17 protein-coding genes are annotated in these 15,837 nt (G+C 69.1%); 10 read left to right on the forward strand and 7 right to left on the reverse strand.

Going from position 1 to position 15,837, the window contains the following annotated elements:
• The first annotated feature begins 39 nt into the window (after window positions 1-39).
• Window positions 40-1,386, forward strand: a complete 1,347-nt coding sequence (locus ACQP1K_RS13120; RefSeq protein ID WP_433501159.1) for a sensor histidine kinase — start codon at window positions 40-42, stop codon at window positions 1,384-1,386.
• Between the two features lie 41 nt (window positions 1,387-1,427).
• Here ACQP1K_RS13120 and ACQP1K_RS13125 read toward each other — a convergent pair whose 3' ends face one another.
• The 3 genes from ACQP1K_RS13125 to ACQP1K_RS13135 form a co-directional block, all read right to left on the reverse strand.
• The gene (locus ACQP1K_RS13125; RefSeq protein WP_433501160.1) at window positions 1,428-2,141 is read right to left on the reverse strand and encodes a hypothetical protein; all 714 of its coding nucleotides are present in this window, start codon (window positions 2,139-2,141) and stop codon (window positions 1,428-1,430) included.
• A gap of 221 nt (window positions 2,142-2,362) precedes the next feature.
• Window positions 2,363-3,022 (reverse strand): DUF4352 domain-containing protein, encoded by a 660-nt coding sequence (locus ACQP1K_RS13130; RefSeq protein WP_433501161.1) that lies wholly within the window; start codon window positions 3,020-3,022, stop codon window positions 2,363-2,365.
• A 129-nt stretch (window positions 3,023-3,151) separates the two neighbouring features.
• Window positions 3,152-3,880, reverse strand: a complete 729-nt coding sequence (locus ACQP1K_RS13135; protein WP_433501162.1) for a MerR family transcriptional regulator — start codon at window positions 3,878-3,880, stop codon at window positions 3,152-3,154.
• A gap of 63 nt (window positions 3,881-3,943) precedes the next feature.
• Between ACQP1K_RS13135 and ACQP1K_RS13140 the strand changes: the two genes are divergently transcribed.
• The 6 genes from ACQP1K_RS13140 (at window position 3,944) to ACQP1K_RS13165 (ending at window position 8,754) form a co-directional block, all read left to right on the forward strand.
• Window positions 3,944-4,417 (forward strand): DUF6194 family protein, encoded by a 474-nt coding sequence (locus ACQP1K_RS13140; RefSeq protein ID WP_433501163.1) that lies wholly within the window; start codon window positions 3,944-3,946, stop codon window positions 4,415-4,417.
• 394 nt (window positions 4,418-4,811) lie between these two features.
• The gene (locus tag ACQP1K_RS13145; protein ID WP_433501164.1) at window positions 4,812-5,834 is read left to right on the forward strand and encodes a Rieske 2Fe-2S domain-containing protein; all 1,023 of its coding nucleotides are present in this window, start codon (window positions 4,812-4,814) and stop codon (window positions 5,832-5,834) included.
• 47 nt (window positions 5,835-5,881) lie between these two features.
• Entirely contained in the window at window positions 5,882-6,436 is a 555-nt protein-coding gene (locus ACQP1K_RS13150) for a hemerythrin domain-containing protein (protein ID WP_433501165.1), read from the forward strand.
• Complete coding sequence (locus tag ACQP1K_RS13155) at window positions 6,426-6,923, forward strand: hypothetical protein (protein WP_433501166.1); 498 nt, start codon at window positions 6,426-6,428, stop codon at window positions 6,921-6,923. The genes ACQP1K_RS13150 and ACQP1K_RS13155 overlap by 11 nt, the downstream gene beginning before the upstream one ends.
• A 44-nt stretch (window positions 6,924-6,967) precedes the next feature.
• Window positions 6,968-8,461 carry a molybdopterin-dependent oxidoreductase gene (locus ACQP1K_RS13160; RefSeq protein WP_433501167.1) on the forward strand — a complete coding sequence of 498 codons (1,494 nt, stop codon included), beginning with the start codon at window positions 6,968-6,970 and terminating at the stop codon, window positions 8,459-8,461.
• Window positions 8,461-8,754, forward strand: coding sequence for a hypothetical protein (locus ACQP1K_RS13165; protein ID WP_433501168.1), 294 nt, complete (start codon window positions 8,461-8,463; stop codon window positions 8,752-8,754). Before ACQP1K_RS13160 ends, ACQP1K_RS13165 begins: the two co-directional genes overlap by 1 nt.
• Window positions 8,755-8,776: 22 nt before the next feature.
• Here ACQP1K_RS13165 and ACQP1K_RS13170 read toward each other — a convergent pair whose 3' ends face one another.
• Window positions 8,777-9,115 carry a hypothetical protein gene (locus ACQP1K_RS13170; protein ID WP_433501169.1) on the reverse strand — a complete coding sequence of 113 codons (339 nt, stop codon included), beginning with the start codon at window positions 9,113-9,115 and terminating at the stop codon, window positions 8,777-8,779.
• A gap of 367 nt (window positions 9,116-9,482) precedes the next feature.
• Between ACQP1K_RS13170 and ACQP1K_RS13175 the strand changes: the two genes are divergently transcribed.
• Window positions 9,483-9,830, forward strand: a complete 348-nt coding sequence (locus tag ACQP1K_RS13175; RefSeq protein ID WP_433501170.1) for a hypothetical protein — start codon at window positions 9,483-9,485, stop codon at window positions 9,828-9,830.
• Window positions 9,831-10,603: 773 nt separating this feature from the next.
• The gene (locus ACQP1K_RS13180; RefSeq protein WP_433501171.1) at window positions 10,604-11,431 is read left to right on the forward strand and encodes a D-alanyl-D-alanine carboxypeptidase family protein; all 828 of its coding nucleotides are present in this window, start codon (window positions 10,604-10,606) and stop codon (window positions 11,429-11,431) included.
• 58 nt (window positions 11,432-11,489) lie between these two features.
• On the opposite strand, the gene ACQP1K_RS13185 is transcribed toward ACQP1K_RS13180, so the two are convergent.
• Window positions 11,490-12,233, reverse strand: a complete 744-nt coding sequence (locus ACQP1K_RS13185; RefSeq protein ID WP_433501172.1) for a lytic polysaccharide monooxygenase — start codon at window positions 12,231-12,233, stop codon at window positions 11,490-11,492.
• Window positions 12,234-12,447: 214 nt separating this feature from the next.
• Between ACQP1K_RS13185 and ACQP1K_RS13190 the strand changes: the two genes are divergently transcribed.
• A complete protein-coding gene (locus ACQP1K_RS13190) occupies window positions 12,448-14,013 on the forward strand; it encodes an N-acyl-D-amino-acid deacylase family protein (protein ID WP_433501173.1) in 1,566 nt (521 codons plus the stop codon).
• Here ACQP1K_RS13190 and ACQP1K_RS13195 read toward each other — a convergent pair.
• The gene (locus ACQP1K_RS13195; RefSeq protein ID WP_433501174.1) at window positions 14,006-14,854 is read right to left on the reverse strand and encodes a carbohydrate ABC transporter permease; all 849 of its coding nucleotides are present in this window, start codon (window positions 14,852-14,854) and stop codon (window positions 14,006-14,008) included. The genes ACQP1K_RS13190 and ACQP1K_RS13195 overlap by 8 nt on opposite strands.
• A complete protein-coding gene (locus ACQP1K_RS13200) occupies window positions 14,851-15,759 on the reverse strand; it encodes a carbohydrate ABC transporter permease (RefSeq protein WP_433501175.1) in 909 nt (302 codons plus the stop codon). The genes ACQP1K_RS13195 and ACQP1K_RS13200 overlap by 4 nt, the downstream gene beginning before the upstream one ends.
• Window positions 15,760-15,837: the final 78 nt, after the last annotated feature.

Genomic DNA, 15,837 nt, shown 5'->3' on the forward strand with positions numbered 1-15,837 from the left:
CCTCTGCCGCGTTGGACCGGTGTGCTCGGGAGGACCACGTTGCGCACATGGCACCGCTGCTCCATCCGCACTCGCCTGACCGTGCTGGCGTGCACGACCATGACCCTGATCTGCACCGTCATCACGCTCCTCGTCATCGGGGGTACCCGTGCCGAGGCGATACGCTCGCAGCAGGAGGAGATCGTCGCCCAGGTGGGCCGCATCGTGGACGGGGTCTCCCGGCAGGGTCCTCCGCCCGCTCTGCCGGAGGCGCCCGACTCGGCGGTCCAGCTGTTCAGCCCCGAACGGGAGCTCGTGGCGGCGACCGGCAACGCGGCGAACATGCCGCCGATGGTGAGCCTCGACCCCGAGCCGTCCGATTTCACGACGCACGAGGTCTGCGATCTGCCCCCCTTCCCCGACCGGTGCGCGGTCCTGTTCGACCGCCCGGTCCGCCTCCCCGAGGGGACCTGGCGGCTGTACGTGGCCACGCCCCGGCCCCCGCCGTACGGCAGCACCGCCCTGCTCGGCGGGCTCGTCGCGGGTTCGCTCCTGGCCGTTACGGCGACCGCGTTCGGCACCTACCACACTGTGAGCGGGACGCTTCGACCGGTGAGAACCATCAGGGGAGAGCTCGCCGCGGTCACCGGGAGGGATCTGGACAGACGGGTGCCGGTGCCGAAGTACGAGGACGAGCTCAAAGACCTCACCCAGACGATCAACCAGACGCTGGAACGGGCGCAGAAGGCGGTCGATCAGCAGCTCAAGTTCGCCTCGGACGCCTCGCATGACCTACGCAGCCCCTTGACGGCCATGCACGTGGAGATCGAGGAGGCGCTCGTGCATCCCCCGGGTACGGACTGGCCGCGAATGGGGCGGGCGCTGCTGGGCAGCGTGGAGCGGCTGCAGAACCTGGTCTCCGACCTACTGCAGATCTCCCGGCTGGACGCGGGGGCATGCGGGCGGCGCGAACCCGTCGACCTGGCCGAGCTGGTGCGGGAGGAGCTGGACCGGCGGCCGCGCGATGTCGAGCTGCTTCGGCGGCTCACGCCCGGGGCCACGATTGACGGAGATCGGATCGGCCTGGCCCGGCTGCTGGTCAATCTCCTGGACAACGCGGAACGCCACGCCGGTTCCACCGTGGTGGTCACGGTCGAATCCCGGCCCGGCGCCGCCGTGCTCGAGGTCGCCGACGACGGAGAGGGCGTTCCGCCCGACATGCGGGAGGTCGTCTTCCAGCGGTTCGCCCGCCTGGACGCCGCCCGAGCCAAGGACGCCGGCGGCACCGGCCTGGGCCTGCCGATCGCCAGACAGATCGCCGAGGTGCACGGCGGCACCCTCACGATCGAGGACGGCCTGGCCGGCGGAGCGAAATTCGTCCTGTGCCTCCCCCGGCCGACCCCCTGAACGTTCGCCGCCCGATGGCCCTCCGACCGGTCGGCGGGGGACTACGCGGTGATGTGGGTGATAATGCTCGCGGGCCTGGCGTTTCGGCGATCGGTCGCCTCGACCGACAGGGACCGCAGATAGCGGAACGTGGGTGTCTCCTGTGCCCTGTGCAAGGTGAGGTAGACGAGCAACTCGAACAGAACGCTGTCGTAATGGACGTCGGGTTGCGCCCTGCCGTAGACGAACCGCTCTCCCAGGTATTTCCGGATGTTCTCCGAGATGACCTTGCTCCGGTCCGCCTCCAGCTTGGCCACCGCCCTCGCGTAGTTGGCGTCGGCGATGTCCTGCTGCTTCCGGAGCGACTCGCCGATCGCGTCGTCGTCCGCGGCGTTTCTGTCGATGTGGAAGTTACGGCCGTACAGACCGTCGACCGGCGGCTTCTCGTAGCCGTGATCGCAGATCACATGCATGACCTCGTGCAGGAGGGCGGCGGTTCGGAAGGTCTGGGGGTCGGCGTGCCCGCTGCCCAGGGTCGCCTTCGGATCGAAGGTGATCTTGGGGCCATGGCTGGAGAAATGCACCCGCCCGGCCTCTCCCTTCGCATCCTTCTCGAAGGTGATGCCGGGTATGGCCAGGCTCACCTCGTCGAGCAGTTCCGCCAGGTGCTCGTCGATCTCGTCGTCATCGGGAAGTCGCGCGCCGGCGACGTCCTTGACGAGCTCGTCGATGGCGAACCGGCGGAGTGGGATCTCTTCATTGCTGGGATGGGTCATCTCGGCTCCGATTACGTGGTCGTGCTGCTGGACGGGGTCCTCTCGATTTCGGCTGCACGGGTCCTGTCCCGTGATCGAGCGGGTACGGCCTACGTCATCGTACGGCTACGCCTTGTGATGAGATGGATACAATTATCAGGCGTGCGGTAGCGGAAACGTCACAGCCGTCCGGCGTTTCAGGTGAACCGGGTCGAGGTGCCGCCCGCCTTCTGTCATATGGATCAGCGCAGGGCGACGGTGACGCCGCCGGAGAGGATCGAGTCGTGTAGCTCGATCGCCTTGATCTTGAAACTCTTCGGCACGTCGAAGATGAGGACGCCGTTCACGGTGTTGCCGGGGTTGATGTTGTTGAAGAAGGCGTTGGAATCCTTCAGCCAGATGGCGGCGCTGGAGTCGGCGTCGAACTGCCGGCCCTGGGTGTCGATGAGCTTCTGCGCCCAGTCGGTGAAGGTCTGAGCCTCGTCGCCGATGTTCTTCACGTTCAGGTGGACCAGGACGTACTGCCCCTGGGCCGTGGAGACCGTGAATCCCTCGCCCACCTGCGACAGTCCCTTCTCCACCCTGGTGACCTTGAACGCGAACCTTCCGTCCTTGACCACGTCGCCGATGCCCGGGGCCTTCGGCCTGTCGGCCTGCTTCGGCCTGCTCGCCTTCTCGGACGGCTTCTCGCTCGCGGTGGTGACGGACGCCGTCTCGCTGTTGTCACCGTCCGGGGAGCCGCCCCCGCTGAAGATCGTCGCGAGGATGATGAGGCCCATGAGAACGGCGGCGCCGATCAGCACGGCCTTGAGGCAGCCGCCGCCCTTCTTCTGCACGATCGCGGTCTGCGGATAGGGGTACCCCGGGCCGTACGGACCGGGGTTCTGTGGGTTGCTGTGCACGGGGGCCTCCAGCTGTGGGGGACACGTCGGCGGCAGGCCCTGCGACACACGCTCAGTTGCCTCAGCCCGGCGATGCCGACATCGTGTAGACGCAAAGCATTAGAGCACGATGTGAACTGGCAACACAAGTCAAATTCTGGAGACTGTGACTCGCAGGGAGAGGACGGCGTTGAGCGCTTCGGCCCCGTCGAGCAGGGCCCTGGAGCGTGCCGTGATGTCGGCGTCCCTGGCGGCGAGCGCGGCGGCGACGTCCTCCGACCGGCGGGCGCGTCGCAGCTCCGGGACGAGGGAGCGAAGGGGTGCGATGCCGTAGCCCGCCCTGCGGAGTTGGTGAACGATGCGGGCATCCCTGACCTGGGCCGGCGTGTATCGGCGCGTTCCTCCGTCGCGGTCGGGGACCACGAGGTCTTCCGCGTCCCAGTGCCGCAACGTCGAAGGGCGGACACCGAGGGCGGCCGCGAGTTCGGAGACACTCATCGAGTCCGACGCGCGTACGGCTCCGATCGGCTCGCCGGAGATCGCCGCGGCGGCCTCCCTGGCCTGCCTCAGTTCCGCGCGCTCCGCGTCGAGCCGTGCGTGCGCCGCGTCGAGGAGGGCGAGCACCACCTGCGAGGCGGGGAACAGATGCGCGGCCCGCATGATCTTCTTGGCCTCGGCCGGACCCGAGCCCGCCGCGAGGGCCCGGTAGGCCAGCGCAGACCGCAGATGTATCTCCTCGTACACACGGTAGCCCCTGGCCGTGCGCGCCGCCGGTGGCAGCACACCGTCGCGCTCCAGATTGCGAACCTGCTGAACGGAGCACCCCGCCCGCCGCGCGACGTCGACCGTGCGCAGGTGACCCGATTTGAGACCTGGCATGCTGAATCCCCTCGATTTCCGCGGCGAAGTCTCCACAAGCACGTCAATGCGACGCTGGAGCACATGACCATAGAGGAGATCATCGGCTTCGTGGACGGCCTCGACGGCGTCCTGACCTTCAGACCGGCGCCCGGCGACGGCTCACCGGAGATCAGCTGGGGCGACGCGTTCTTCTACTACGCGCCCGACGGCGTCATGCCGACGACGACTCAGCCGTTCGCGACGATCGTGACCAAGGACTACCCCGGCGACGAGGCATCGCGTCTGGACCGTCCGGATGCCTTCCGCGTGAACATCTCCGCCGGGAGGGAGGCGTTCATCCGGTGGACCGGGCACGCGCCACGCGAACCGGCCCCCACCGAGGCCGACCCCGGTGCCTCCGACACCGTGATCGCGCACCCCGTCTACGGTGACCTCGGCTGGCTGGCAGTCGTGAACCCGGGCTCGCGTACGGAATCGGCGATCCGTGAGCTGCTGCGTACGGCCCATCGCCTCGCACGCGCACGCTGTGAACGACGCGCCGAATCGAAGGCGTGATGGGCGTTTGCCATTGCCCGGCCGACGATCTCGTCGACGTTCGCCGCCGTCTACCTGCCGTTCCTGGGGTGGAGCGGCGGATGGATCGACACGTACGGCGTCGCCGTACTGCTCGCGATCGCCCTGTGCGCCGTGGTCGTCGCCCTGGCCGTCCGATCGATCAGACGGGCCTGACCGGCCCCTAGCGACCACCCCTCGCTGCCCCGTTTCACCCCATTTGGGGTTTATGGGCGATCTGTTCGGGCACCAGCAATAAGCGCCGCGCAGGGACGTACGGCACGGCGGCGATCCATGACGGCGCACTTCACCGGCGGCCGGTCCGGCCGGTGACACCTCCTCGGATCTTCCCGGTGCATCCGCTGGAGGGGCCCGATGCACGAGATGGGAGTCGGGAATGGCTCAGCACGCGCTCGAACGGCTGATGCGGAAGATCGAGGGCCAGGAATGGCTCGACAGACCGGGCCACACGCTCGAGCACGGCTACGCGCTCGTCCAGAACGTGCTCGGCATCTCCCAGGGGCCGGTTCGCGGATTCCTGCACGGTGTGTGGTTCGGGCATCCGCTGCATCCCGCGCTCACCGACGTGCCGATCGGGTCCTGGACGACGGCACTGGTCCTGGACGTCATGGGTACGGGGAAGAGCCGGCGCGAGCGTGCGGGATATCAGCGTGCCGCCCGCAGGGCGGTGGGGCTCGGGATCGTGGGCGCGGTGGGCGCGGCGGTCACCGGTCTCACCGACTGGCAGTACACCCATGACTACGCCCGGCGGCTCGGGCTCGTCCACGGCGCGCTCAACGCCGTCGCACTCGGCATGTTCGGCTGGTCCTGGTGGGAACGCGGCCGGGGACGGCACGGGCGGGGGCGTCTGGCCGCCCAGCTCGGTTATCCGGTGATGGCGCTCAGCGCCTATTTCGGCGGCGGCCTGACCTTCCGGCACCGCATCGGCGCCGACCAGTCGGAGCAGGAGGCGGACAGGCTCCTGCAGCCGCGTGATTTCACCCCGGTGCTCGACGTGGACGAGCTGCGTGAGGGCACTCCGCGTCGCGTGCGGGCCGGCGACGTCGGCATCGTGCTCGTCCGGTCGAACGGCCGGATCCACGCCCTCGGTGACACCTGCCCGCACCTGGGCGGTCCGCTGTCCCAGGGCTGGCTGCGGGACGGCACGATTGTGTGCCCCTGGCACGGATCGGCGTTCGACCTGGAGACGGGAGACAGCAGGAACGGCCCCGCCGTCGCATCGGCGCCGTGCTTCCAGACCCGGGTCCGCGACGGGCGCATCGAGGTGCGCCGAGTGCCGCCGGTGACGACCGCACCGCCCGGAAGCGCCGTGGTGCGCCGGTGGGAGACGGCCGAGCAGCGGGAGGTTTCCCCCGACCACGAGGAGAGAGTGCCGCGGCAACGGGAGATGCAGCGATGAAAAAGGGCGCACAGGTACTCACTGAGCGCAGGAGGCGCCACCATCGGGTGGCCACTCCGCCGAAGACGGCGACGCGGGTGCTCTGCGAGCATCACGGCGTCCTGCGCGGAATCATGGAACGGCTCTCGCGCACCTCACGCGACGACGTCGAGCAGCGGCGGGCGCTGACCGACGAGCTGTACGGCGAGGTGCAGATGCACGAGCGAATCGAGGAGGACATCTTCTATCCGGAGATCGGCGACATCCACACCGAGCTCGACGCCGCGTGGTCGGAGCACCGCCAGATGACCGACCAGCTCGTCGCGCTGCTGCGCGCCGACCCCGGCGGCGTCCGGTTCGAGGAGGAGCTGCGGGTGATGCGCGACGTGCTGGAGGCCCACGCCCATCTGGACGAGGAACTGGAGATGTTCCCCGAGGTCGAGCGGCAGATGGACGAGGAACGGCTCGTCGAGCTCGGCGAGAGGCTGCAACAGCGTCTGGAGCGGCTGCGGTCGTCGAGGGCGCTGCGGGCCCGCCACCGGCTGGAGCGCATGCTGCTGCGCGGACCAGGACGGCTGTTCGCGCGCGGCGCGGGTCGTAGGAGCGTGCGCGGTGACCACTGAACCGATCCGCCGGAGGGGACTGCTCCACCGGACGGGACTGGGCAGGCTCGTCTCGTTCTACCGGTACTTCGCGTTCAACGCGCCGAAGACGACGACCGCCGGGGGGATGGCGCTGCTCGGGGCCACGGCGGTGGCCCAGATGTTCCTGCTGATCCGGCACTTCGACGTCCCGGCCTACGTCGTCGTCTGGTTCCTGCTGATGATCGTCGGCTCGCTGCTGGCCGCGTTCGCGATGTCGGTGGGGACCGTTCCGAAGCTGACACGGTCGGGGTGGGCCCTGGGCAGCGCGGTCTCGCTGGCGTCGATCGCCATGTACTTCGCCGGCCGCGCCGTGGGGCTGCCCGGCCTGCCGCAGATGGTCGGCCGATGGCACTACCCCCTCGGCAACCTGACCCTGGCGGTCGGCCTGCTGTTCCTGGCCCTGCACTTCTCGGTCGTCACAGGGATGAACGTCGCATACCCGCGGACACGGTGCTGGCATGACTGACGGCATGCGGCCGATCCAGACAGATCTGACGGGGGACCACCGCGATGCACAACGACTTTCCGGCATGGCTGCGGATCGAACACTGGCTGAACGTGCTCTTCGTCACCCTGCTCATCCGCAGCGGGATCGAGATCCTCGGCACCCACCCGAAGCTCTACTGGCATGATCACAGCAGGCCGGGCACCGAGTGGGCGAGGTTCACCCGCAAGACGATGCCGAAGGACAAGCTGTACGACACATTGGACGAGGAGGAGGACTACTCGTCGATCGTGTCGCTGCCCGGCCACAAGAAGATCGGGATAGGCCGGCACTGGCACTTCTTCACCGTGGTCGGCTGGCTCCTGCTCGGCATCTCGTACGTGACCCTGCTGTTCGTCACCGGCCAGTGGCGCCGCTACCTGCCCACCTCCTGGGACATCTTCCCGGCGGCCTGGCACGACCTGGTCACCTACGACAGCTTCCAACTGCCGCCGATGATGCCGGGCCAGCCGTTCGACGCGCTGCAGAAACTGACGTACGCCGGGGTGATCTTCGTGCTCGCCCCGTTCCAGATCCTGACCGGGCTCGCGCAGGCACCGGCGCTGGAGGCGCGTTTCCCATGGTTCGTGCAGATGTGGGGCGGCCGGCAGGCCGCGCGCAGTCTGCATTACCTCGGCCTGCTCGCGTTCGTCGTGTTCACGGCCGGGCACCTGATGATGGTCGCGTTCTGGGGCTGGCCGCGCCTCAACGCCCTCATGATCTTCGGGGCGGCTCGGAACCTGACGCTCGCGTTCTGGCTGTCCCTGGCCATCATCGCGGCGATCGTGGCGGTGCACGTGGCCGTCACCGTGTGGAGCCTGCGCAGGCCGCGTTCCGTGCAGCGCAGGCTCGGCGCGTTCAACGGCGTGGTCAAGCGGCTGCTGCTGCGTCCGTGCCGGTCCCGGCAGGACTACCCGGCCTCCGCCATCAGCCCGCAGCACCGGGTGAACGGCAAGCCGCCCGACTGCGATGCGTACAAGATCATGGCAGTGCACGACTTCGCCAACTGGGAGTTGCGGGTCGGCGGGCTGGTGGAGAACCCGGTCACGCTCACGCTGGCGGACATCCGGGCGCTGCGCGGCAAGCAGACCCAGTGCGTGCTGCACAACTGCGTGCAGGGCTGGTCGAGCGTCGGCAAGTGGGGCGGCCTGCCGCTGCGCGACCTGGTGGAGCTGGTCAGGCCGCTGCCGGAGGCGCGCTACATCTGCTTCCTGACCATGCAGGAGAACCGCCGGGACGAACCGAGCGCACCGGGCGTCGGGGGCGGGCAGTTCTACGAGGTCATCGACCTGGAACTGGCGTACTACCCCCAGGTCCTGCTCGCCTACGAGATGAACGGCGAGCCGCTGCCGATCAAGCACGGCGCCCCGCTGCGGCTGCGGCTGGAGACCCAGGTCGGCTTCAAGATGGCCAAGTGGATCGAGCAGATCGAGTTCGTCGCCGACTACTCGAGGATCGGGATGGGGATGGGCGGATGGCGCGAGGACAACGCCTATTTCGACAAGGACGTGGAGATCTGATGGGACGCGGAGATCTGATGGAGGGCGGCGTCGAGGCCGTACGCCGTCCCGAGCTCATCACACTGACCGAGGCGCAGCGGGAACGGGTCCGTGAGCGGATCCACCGGGACCGGAAGACCTGCACCGGCTGCGGCTCCGGGGGCTTCCGCGTCGGCGACGCCCTCTATCTGGGCTTCCTGTTCCGAAGCGAGCCGCTGGACGCCTACATGGTCGCGCTCACCTGCGCCGATTCCGCGTGCCCTGACCCGTACAACGGGATCACGGTGCGCGGCTCCGAGTTCCTGTTCCCGTGACCCGTGAAGGCGCGCGTCCGCCTCACCGGTCGTCCGCGCCGCCGAGCGGGATGGACGGACGCGCGATGCCCAGCCGTTCCACCATCGGCAACGCCTCCCGCAGGGCGACGCGCAGCGCGTCGTAGCGTGCCCGCTCGTCCGGTGTGAGACCGCCGTTCCGGTAGTAGTGCTCCAGGCGCGGGAGCCGGCCCGCGAGCAACGTCCCCCACCGGATGCTGAAGTCGTAGACCCGCGCCTGGTCCGCCGACGCCTGCGGGTCGCCGGCCAGCTCGCGCAGCGCCTCGACCTCACCGAACAGCATGTCGAGGTCCGCGGCGACGCCGGCCACCCGATGTTCCCCGTTCACGAGCTCGTCGTTCAACCAACCCACCTCGCCCCGTGACGCCCCCCGCCCTGCGGCCTGGAAAATCGTCCCGCGGGCACCTCGAACGTACACCAACGTCCGCCGCGACATGCCGTGCCGCCGAGAGGCACGGAAGCCCCTTGTGCGCCCCGGGTCGCGTGGGGTTGTGCGGTGTGTCAAGAGGATTCAAGGAACGTCCCTCGTCCGGTGGGACGGCCAATGGAAAAAGAATGAGCAATCGGACCAATCCACGGGAATCACCCGTCCCTTTGAGGCTATTTTCGCCATTTTGTGGCTTCTGTGATTGTTGGGTTTGACTACATCGCCATACGGATACGGAGAGTAGTCAAGGAGTACCTACAGTGACGAAACGGGGGAAATGCCGATGCGCACGTATCGAATGCTGTCCTTGGCCCTGCTGACGGCCGCCGGATTGGCCGTCGCCGCGCCGGCCTGTGCCGCGGTCGCTCGACCGGCGGACGCGACGGTCGGTCTCGGAGTCGGGGCGGGCGTCGGTCTCGGCGTCGGCCTCGTTCTCGATGTGGACGCCGCGCTCGGCCTGGGGCTCGATGTCGCCGGCGCGGCCGGCGTCGACGCGGACGCCGTGGTCGGTGCCACGGTGGACGCGAGTGCCGTGGTGGATGCGGGTGTCACGGCGGACGCGGGGGTCGGAGTGGACGCGGACGCCGGAGTGAGCGCGCCCGCCGCCGAGGGCCTCGGGGGTGGCGTCTGAGGAACCTCACGACGCGCCCGCGACCCGACCCCCGCGTGATCTTGTAGTTGCTCGCAGGGGTGGCCCCTGACATGGTCATATCCTTTTCGTGATCTTGCAGAAGCTCGCACGCCACCCGGTCTATCTGCGACGACGCCATTCGTGATCTTGCACTGCCAAGTGCAAGATCACGAACGAATGAACCGCTGGTCAGCGGCCATGGCTGCGAACTTCTGCAAGATCACGAGAGGTGAGCGCCCAGGCCAGGTGGTATGTCTGCGAGCAACTACAAGATCACGCGCGGGGGGTGCCATCACCCCCATGGGGCGTCAACGCACCGCCAGCCGTACATCGAGGGCGGGTGGACGGCCTTCCCGCCGGCCGTCGAGAGACGGCGGATTCGAAGGCGCGACCGGAGGCCACCCTCGCGGCGGCCGCACGGCGGGAGCGGGCAGGCGATCACAGGTGGCGCCCCGGCCCGGTCGCGCCGTACGGAATCGACGTGAGGAGACGGGCCGGGCGTCACGCGTCGGGTGAAGGAGGAGTGGCCACGGGGACATCGGGGAATTCCTTCCATTGTGTTGGAAGGACCGTTTAGATTTTTTTACCCTTCACAACGGTTCATTCCGTTAAAAGTGCTTTCACTGCATGGCAATCTGTCTGTCATGCGTGGTGGAAAAGTTGGTTTTGCCCTATGTGCCGGGGTGTTTGCGGTAATCACCGGGATCACCGGTGTCGCGACCCCCGCACATGCCCAGCCCGTGGTCGCGCACTCCTCGGCACCGTCCCGGACCGTGGCCGTCGCACACGACGCGGCGGCCGCCTACGATCCGCCGGCCGTCTACGGGCGTGCCGCCTTTCTGGCCGACGCCACGACGGGTGAGGTCCTGCTCGACGCCAACGCCGGACGGCGGATGCCGGTGGCCAGCCTGACCAAGGTGATGACCGCCTACATCGTGCTCCAGGAGGCGAATCTGGCGGACAAGATCAGAGTCAAGGGTGAGGACGTCCGGTACGGACGGGACTACGGGGCCTCGAAGGCATGGCTGCGCCTGGGCGACCGGCTCACCGTCGAAGACCTGCTGTACGCGCTGATGCTTCCCTCGGGCGCCGATGCGGCCCACGCGCTCGCCCGCACCTACGGCCCCGGCATCGAGGGCTTCACGGCGAAGATGAACGCCACCGCCCGGGCGCTCGGGCTGCGGGACACGGAATATCTCAACGCCGACGGGCTGCCCACACCGCACGGGCAGGGCGGCGTGTCCACCGCCCGGGATCAGGCGCGGCTCGCCGAGATCGCGCTGCGCGATCCGCGGCTGGTGGAGATCACCTCGGCTCGGCGCCATCATGTCCCCAGGACCGCCGATCACCGCTCCTACACCTGGACCAACACCAACAGACTGACCGGCGGGCGGGGCGTGATCGGGCTGAAGACCGGGTTCACCCGGGCGGCGGGCCACTGTCTGACCTTCGCCGCAGACCGCGACGGCCACCGGCTGATCGGCGTCATCCTCGGGGAGCGGCAGTCGAACCGGCGCTTCCAGACCGCCCGCGCCCTGCTCGACTGGGCGCAGGACGGCCTGGAACGGCACGACAGGACAGAGGGCGAGGCGGCGGCCTGACCGCGCGCCACGCCCCGTCGTCCGCCCCGGCCGGACCGGCCGGGGACGGTCCATCAGATCAGACCCGCTGCCACAGGGCCGGGACGTTCGGCGGCTCCCAGCCGGCGAGCGCGGTGTGCGCCTGCAGGCATCGGTAGGTGGATCCGCCGTAGGTGACCTGGTCGCCCACCGCGTAGGCGGTGCCGGCGGCCCAGCTCCCGCTCGGCGCCGGCTGGCTCGGCGTCGGGGTCGGCGTGGGCCTCGGGGTGGGGGTCGGGGTCGGCGTGGGGGTCGGGGTGGGGGTGCCGCCGCCCCCGCCTATCTGCAGGTCGACGCAGGAGTAGAACGCGTTGGGCGTGTCGGCGATGTTCCAGACGGCGATGACCTTCTGGCGGCCGCTGTAGCCGCCGAGGTTCACGTTGTGCGTGACCGTCGCGCCCGGCTGCCTGCCGCCGCCGCTGAACGACGCGATCTTGTTGCCGCCGATGTAGTAGTCCCACGTGCTCGTGGCGTGGCGAGCGGTGAACGTCCAGGTGAAGCTCACCGAGCCGCCCACACTCGTGGGGCGCCAGGCCTTGCCGTCGTCGTTGAGCGGGGCCCACCGTGAGTCGCCGGCGTGGCAGTTCAGCTGGCCCTTCGGACCCTCGACGCTCTGCGGCTCCCAGACGATGGCACCGCAGTCCTGCACGATGCCCTGGGCGCACTGCGCCTGCCTGCTGAGCGGCGACGACACGTAGCCGTGTGCCATCGCGGGGGAGGCGACGAACACGCCGGCTCCGATCGCGAGGGTCGCCGTCGACACGAAGGTCAACGTCCTTCGCATGTGTTGCTCCTTCCGCTGGGGGGTGGAGCAAATATAAAAGAAAGTTTCCTAACAGTAAAGACCTGTCATTACCGTTGTCCAGGGATTGTCAACAGCGTGGGCGGTGCCGTACGCGTCAGCCGGCCACGGCGCAGAGCGCGCCGATCCCGTGTCTTCGGTAACCTCGTGCGGGACGCCGTGCCGCGCGGCGGGCACTTGATCCGACGGGTCTGGGATGATCTTCAAGAACGCCACCGTCGTCGACGGGACCGGGGCCGAGCCGTACGTCGCCGACGTGGCCGTACGGGACGGCCGCATCGGCGAGATCGGCGCCACCGCGGGCGGCGGGGCGGTGATCGACGCGGCCGGGCTGGTTCTCGCGCCGGGCTTCATCGACATGCACGCGCACTCCGACCTGGCGCTGCTGACCGAGCCCGACCACCTCGCCAAGGTGAGCCAGGGCGTGACCTGCGAGGTGCTCGGCCAGGACGGGCTGTCGTACGCCCCGGCGGACGAGACGACGCTCGGGCCGCTGCGCCGGCAGCTCGCCGGGTGGAACGGCGATCCCGGTGGCTTCGACTGGAGCTGGCGGACGGTGGGGGAGTACCTCGACCGCCTGGACGAGGGCATCGCGGTGAACGCCTGCTATCTCGTCCCCCAGGGCACGGTGCGGGCGCTGGTCGTGGGCTGGGAGGACCGGCCGGCGACGGACGCCGAGCTGGCCGGGCAGAAACAGGTGATCGCGCAGGCCATGGCGGACGGCGCCGTCGGCATGTCCACCGGCCTCACCTACACCCCCGGCATGTACGCGGGAACCGGCGAGCTGGCCGAGCTGTGCGGGGTGGTCGCCGCCTACGGCGGGTTCCACGCGACGCACCACAGGTCGTACGGCAGGGGCGCGCTGGAGGCGTACGCGGAGATGATCGAGGTGTCGCGCCGCTCCGGCTGCCCGCTGCATCTGGCCCACGCGACGATGAACTTCAAGGTCAACAAGGGACGGGCGGGGGAGCTGCTCGGCCTGCTCGACGACGCCATCGCGGGCGGCTGCGACATCACGCTGGACAGCTATCCGTACCTGCCCGCCTCGACCACGCTGGCCGCGCTGCTGCCGAGCTGGGCGTCGGCGGGCGGGCCCGGCGCCACGTTGGAGCGGCTGCGCGATCCGGCGGCCTGCGCGCGCATCCGGCACGTCATGGAGGCCGAGGGCTCCGACGGCTGCCACGGGGTGCCGGTCGAGTGGGACACGCTGCTGATCTCCGGCACCCGCTCGGCGGCGTCGGCCGGCCGGGTGGGCACGCGCGTGACCGGCTTCGAGGACTTCCGCCGCCTGCTGCTCGACGACGAGCTCGGGATCACGATCGTGCAGTTCGCCGGCGACGAGGAGAACGTTCAGACGATCATGCGGCATCCCGCGCACACCGGCGGCAGCGACGGGCTGCTGGCGGGGGCCAGACCGCATCCCCGGGCGTGGGGCGCCTTCCCCCGCTACCTCGCCAGGTACGTCAGGGAGCTGGGCGTGCTCACCCTCCCCGAGTGCGTCGCGCACCTCACCGGACGCCCGGCCCGGCGGCTCGGCCTGCGGGACCGGGGGCTGGTCCGGGTCGGCTACCACGCCGACCTGGTGCTGTTCGACCCGGAGTCGGTGCGCGACACCGCGACGTTCGACGATCCCCGCCGGCAGGCGGAGGGCGTCTCCCACGTGCTCGTGGGCGGCGTCCCGGTCATCAGGGACGGCCGCCACACCGGCGCGCTGCCCGGTAGGGCGCTGCGCCGTACGAGCACGGGCACCGCCGCTATTTGATGGATCCGGCGGTGAGTCCGGAGACGACCTTCCGTTCGATCAGCGCGAAGAGGACGATGACCGGGATCGTGGCGATCACCGAGCCGGCGAACAGGCTCTGCCAGTCGACCTGGTACTGGCCGATGTAGGAGTTGAGCGCCACGGTCAGCGGCTGGTTCTCCGGCGTGGTGGTCAGGGTCAGGGCGACCACGAACTCGTTCCAGGCCGCGATGAACGTGAAGATCAGCGCCGTGACGACGCCCGGCATCGCGAGCGGCAGCGTGATCCGGAACAGGACGCCGAACCTGCCGGAGCCGTCCATGGCGGCGGCCTCCTCCAGCTCGCGCGGGATCGAGGCGAAGTAGGCGTGCAGGATCCACACGGCGAAGGCCAGGTTGAAGCCGCCGTTGACGAGGATCAGGGACCAGACCGAGTCGACCATCCCGAACTGGGCGAACTCCCGGTAGATGCCGACCAGCATCGCGGTGGGCTGGAACATCTGGGTGATCAGCACCAGGAACAGGAACACCATGCGGCCGCGGAAGTCGTGCCTGGCCGAGTAGTAGGCGGCGGGCAGGGCGACCAGCAGCACCAGGATCGTCGAGCCGGCCGCCACCTCCAGGGTGACCAGCAGGTTGCCGGCCAGACCGCCGGACCAGAACTCGACGAAGGCGCTCCAGTGGAACGAGCTCGGCAGATAGACGGCCTCGCGCTGCTCCTCCCTGGGCCGCAGCGCGGCGATGATCATCTGCAGATAGGGGAAGATGAAGATGATCGCGATTACGTACGCGCCGGCCGCGGTCAGCGTCTTCTTGAGGGGCGCCGGACCTGGCCGGAGCCGAGGGGCCTTGTGAGAGGTCATCGGGGCGCCTCTGTCTTCCAGCCGGCGACCTTCAGGAAGATCGCCACGAGCACGATCACCATGCCGAAGTTGATCACGGACATCGCGGCGGACTCACCGATGTCGGAGCCCTTGAGGATGAACATGAAGATCGTGGACGTGGCGGTCGAATAGCCCGGCTGGCCGTGCGTCATCACCCAGATGATCGGGAAGTTGTTGAAGACGTTCATCACGTTGATGAGGGCCGCCACGGTCAGCGCCGGCCGCAGCAGCGGCAGGGTGACCGACCAGTAGGTGCGCCACCTGCTCGCACCGTCCGCCTCGGCCGCCTCGTACACCTCGGCGGGGATCGTCGCCAGCCCGGCGAGCAGCGCGTACGTCGTGAACGGCACCGAGACGAACACGGCCACCGCGATCAGCCACGGCATCGCGGTCGAGGCCGCGCCGAGCGGGTCGGCCTCGGCCCCGCCGAGCGCGTCGATCAGACCGAGGTCCCGGCGGATCATGTTGATCAGGCCGACCTCGGGGTCGAGCATCCACTTGAACATGATCGACGTCATGACCACCGACGCGGCCCACGGCGCGATCAGGGCCCAGCGCGTGACCCGGCGGCCGGGGAAGCGCTGGTGGAACACCTGGGCGAGGCCGAGCGAGATCAGGACGGTGAGAGCGACCACGGCCACCACCCAGATCACGCTGCGGATCATCACCCCGCCGAAGTCGGCCTCGTCGAACAGCTTGGCGTAGTTGCCGGTGCCGTTGTAGCCCTGCACGACGCCGAACCGGCTGATCTTCAGGAACGACGACCGGATCATCTCGATGACCGGCCAGACGACCACGACGGCGATCAGTGCCATCGCCGGGCCGACCCAGGCGAGGGGTTCCAGCCTGCGGGCCACCCGTTTGACGGCGGGCATCTGCTGCATTGATTCCTGCTTCCTGCTTTCGGGAAGAAAGAGGCACGGCCCGCGCCTTTCCGGGATCTGGCCCCCGGCGCGAGCCGT

Source organism: Sphaerimonospora sp. CA-214678, assembly GCF_050942215.1.
Lineage (GTDB): Bacteria > Actinomycetota > Actinomycetes > Streptosporangiales > Streptosporangiaceae > Sphaerimonospora.

Coding starts and splice junctions, on each gene's coding strand:
- ACQP1K_RS13125 (WP_433501160.1), bottom strand. CDS start 2,141: ATGACCCATCCCAGCAATGAAGAGATCCCACTCCGCCGGTTCGCCATC.
- ACQP1K_RS13135 (WP_433501162.1), bottom strand. CDS start 3,880: ATGCCAGGTCTCAAATCGGGTCACCTGCGCACGGTCGACGTCGCGCGG.
- ACQP1K_RS13140 (WP_433501163.1), top strand. CDS start 3,944: ATGACCATAGAGGAGATCATCGGCTTCGTGGACGGCCTCGACGGCGTC.
- ACQP1K_RS13145 (WP_433501164.1), top strand. CDS start 4,812: ATGGCTCAGCACGCGCTCGAACGGCTGATGCGGAAGATCGAGGGCCAG.
- ACQP1K_RS13160 (WP_433501167.1), top strand. CDS start 6,968: ATGCACAACGACTTTCCGGCATGGCTGCGGATCGAACACTGGCTGAAC.
- ACQP1K_RS13165 (WP_433501168.1), top strand. CDS start 8,461: ATGGGACGCGGAGATCTGATGGAGGGCGGCGTCGAGGCCGTACGCCGT.
- ACQP1K_RS13175 (WP_433501170.1), top strand. CDS start 9,483: ATGCGCACGTATCGAATGCTGTCCTTGGCCCTGCTGACGGCCGCCGGA.
- ACQP1K_RS13185 (WP_433501172.1), bottom strand. CDS start 12,233: ATGCGAAGGACGTTGACCTTCGTGTCGACGGCGACCCTCGCGATCGGA.
- ACQP1K_RS13190 (WP_433501173.1), top strand. CDS start 12,448: ATGATCTTCAAGAACGCCACCGTCGTCGACGGGACCGGGGCCGAGCCG.
- ACQP1K_RS13195 (WP_433501174.1), bottom strand. CDS start 14,854: ATGACCTCTCACAAGGCCCCTCGGCTCCGGCCAGGTCCGGCGCCCCTC.
- ACQP1K_RS13200 (WP_433501175.1), bottom strand. CDS start 15,759: ATGCAGCAGATGCCCGCCGTCAAACGGGTGGCCCGCAGGCTGGAACCC.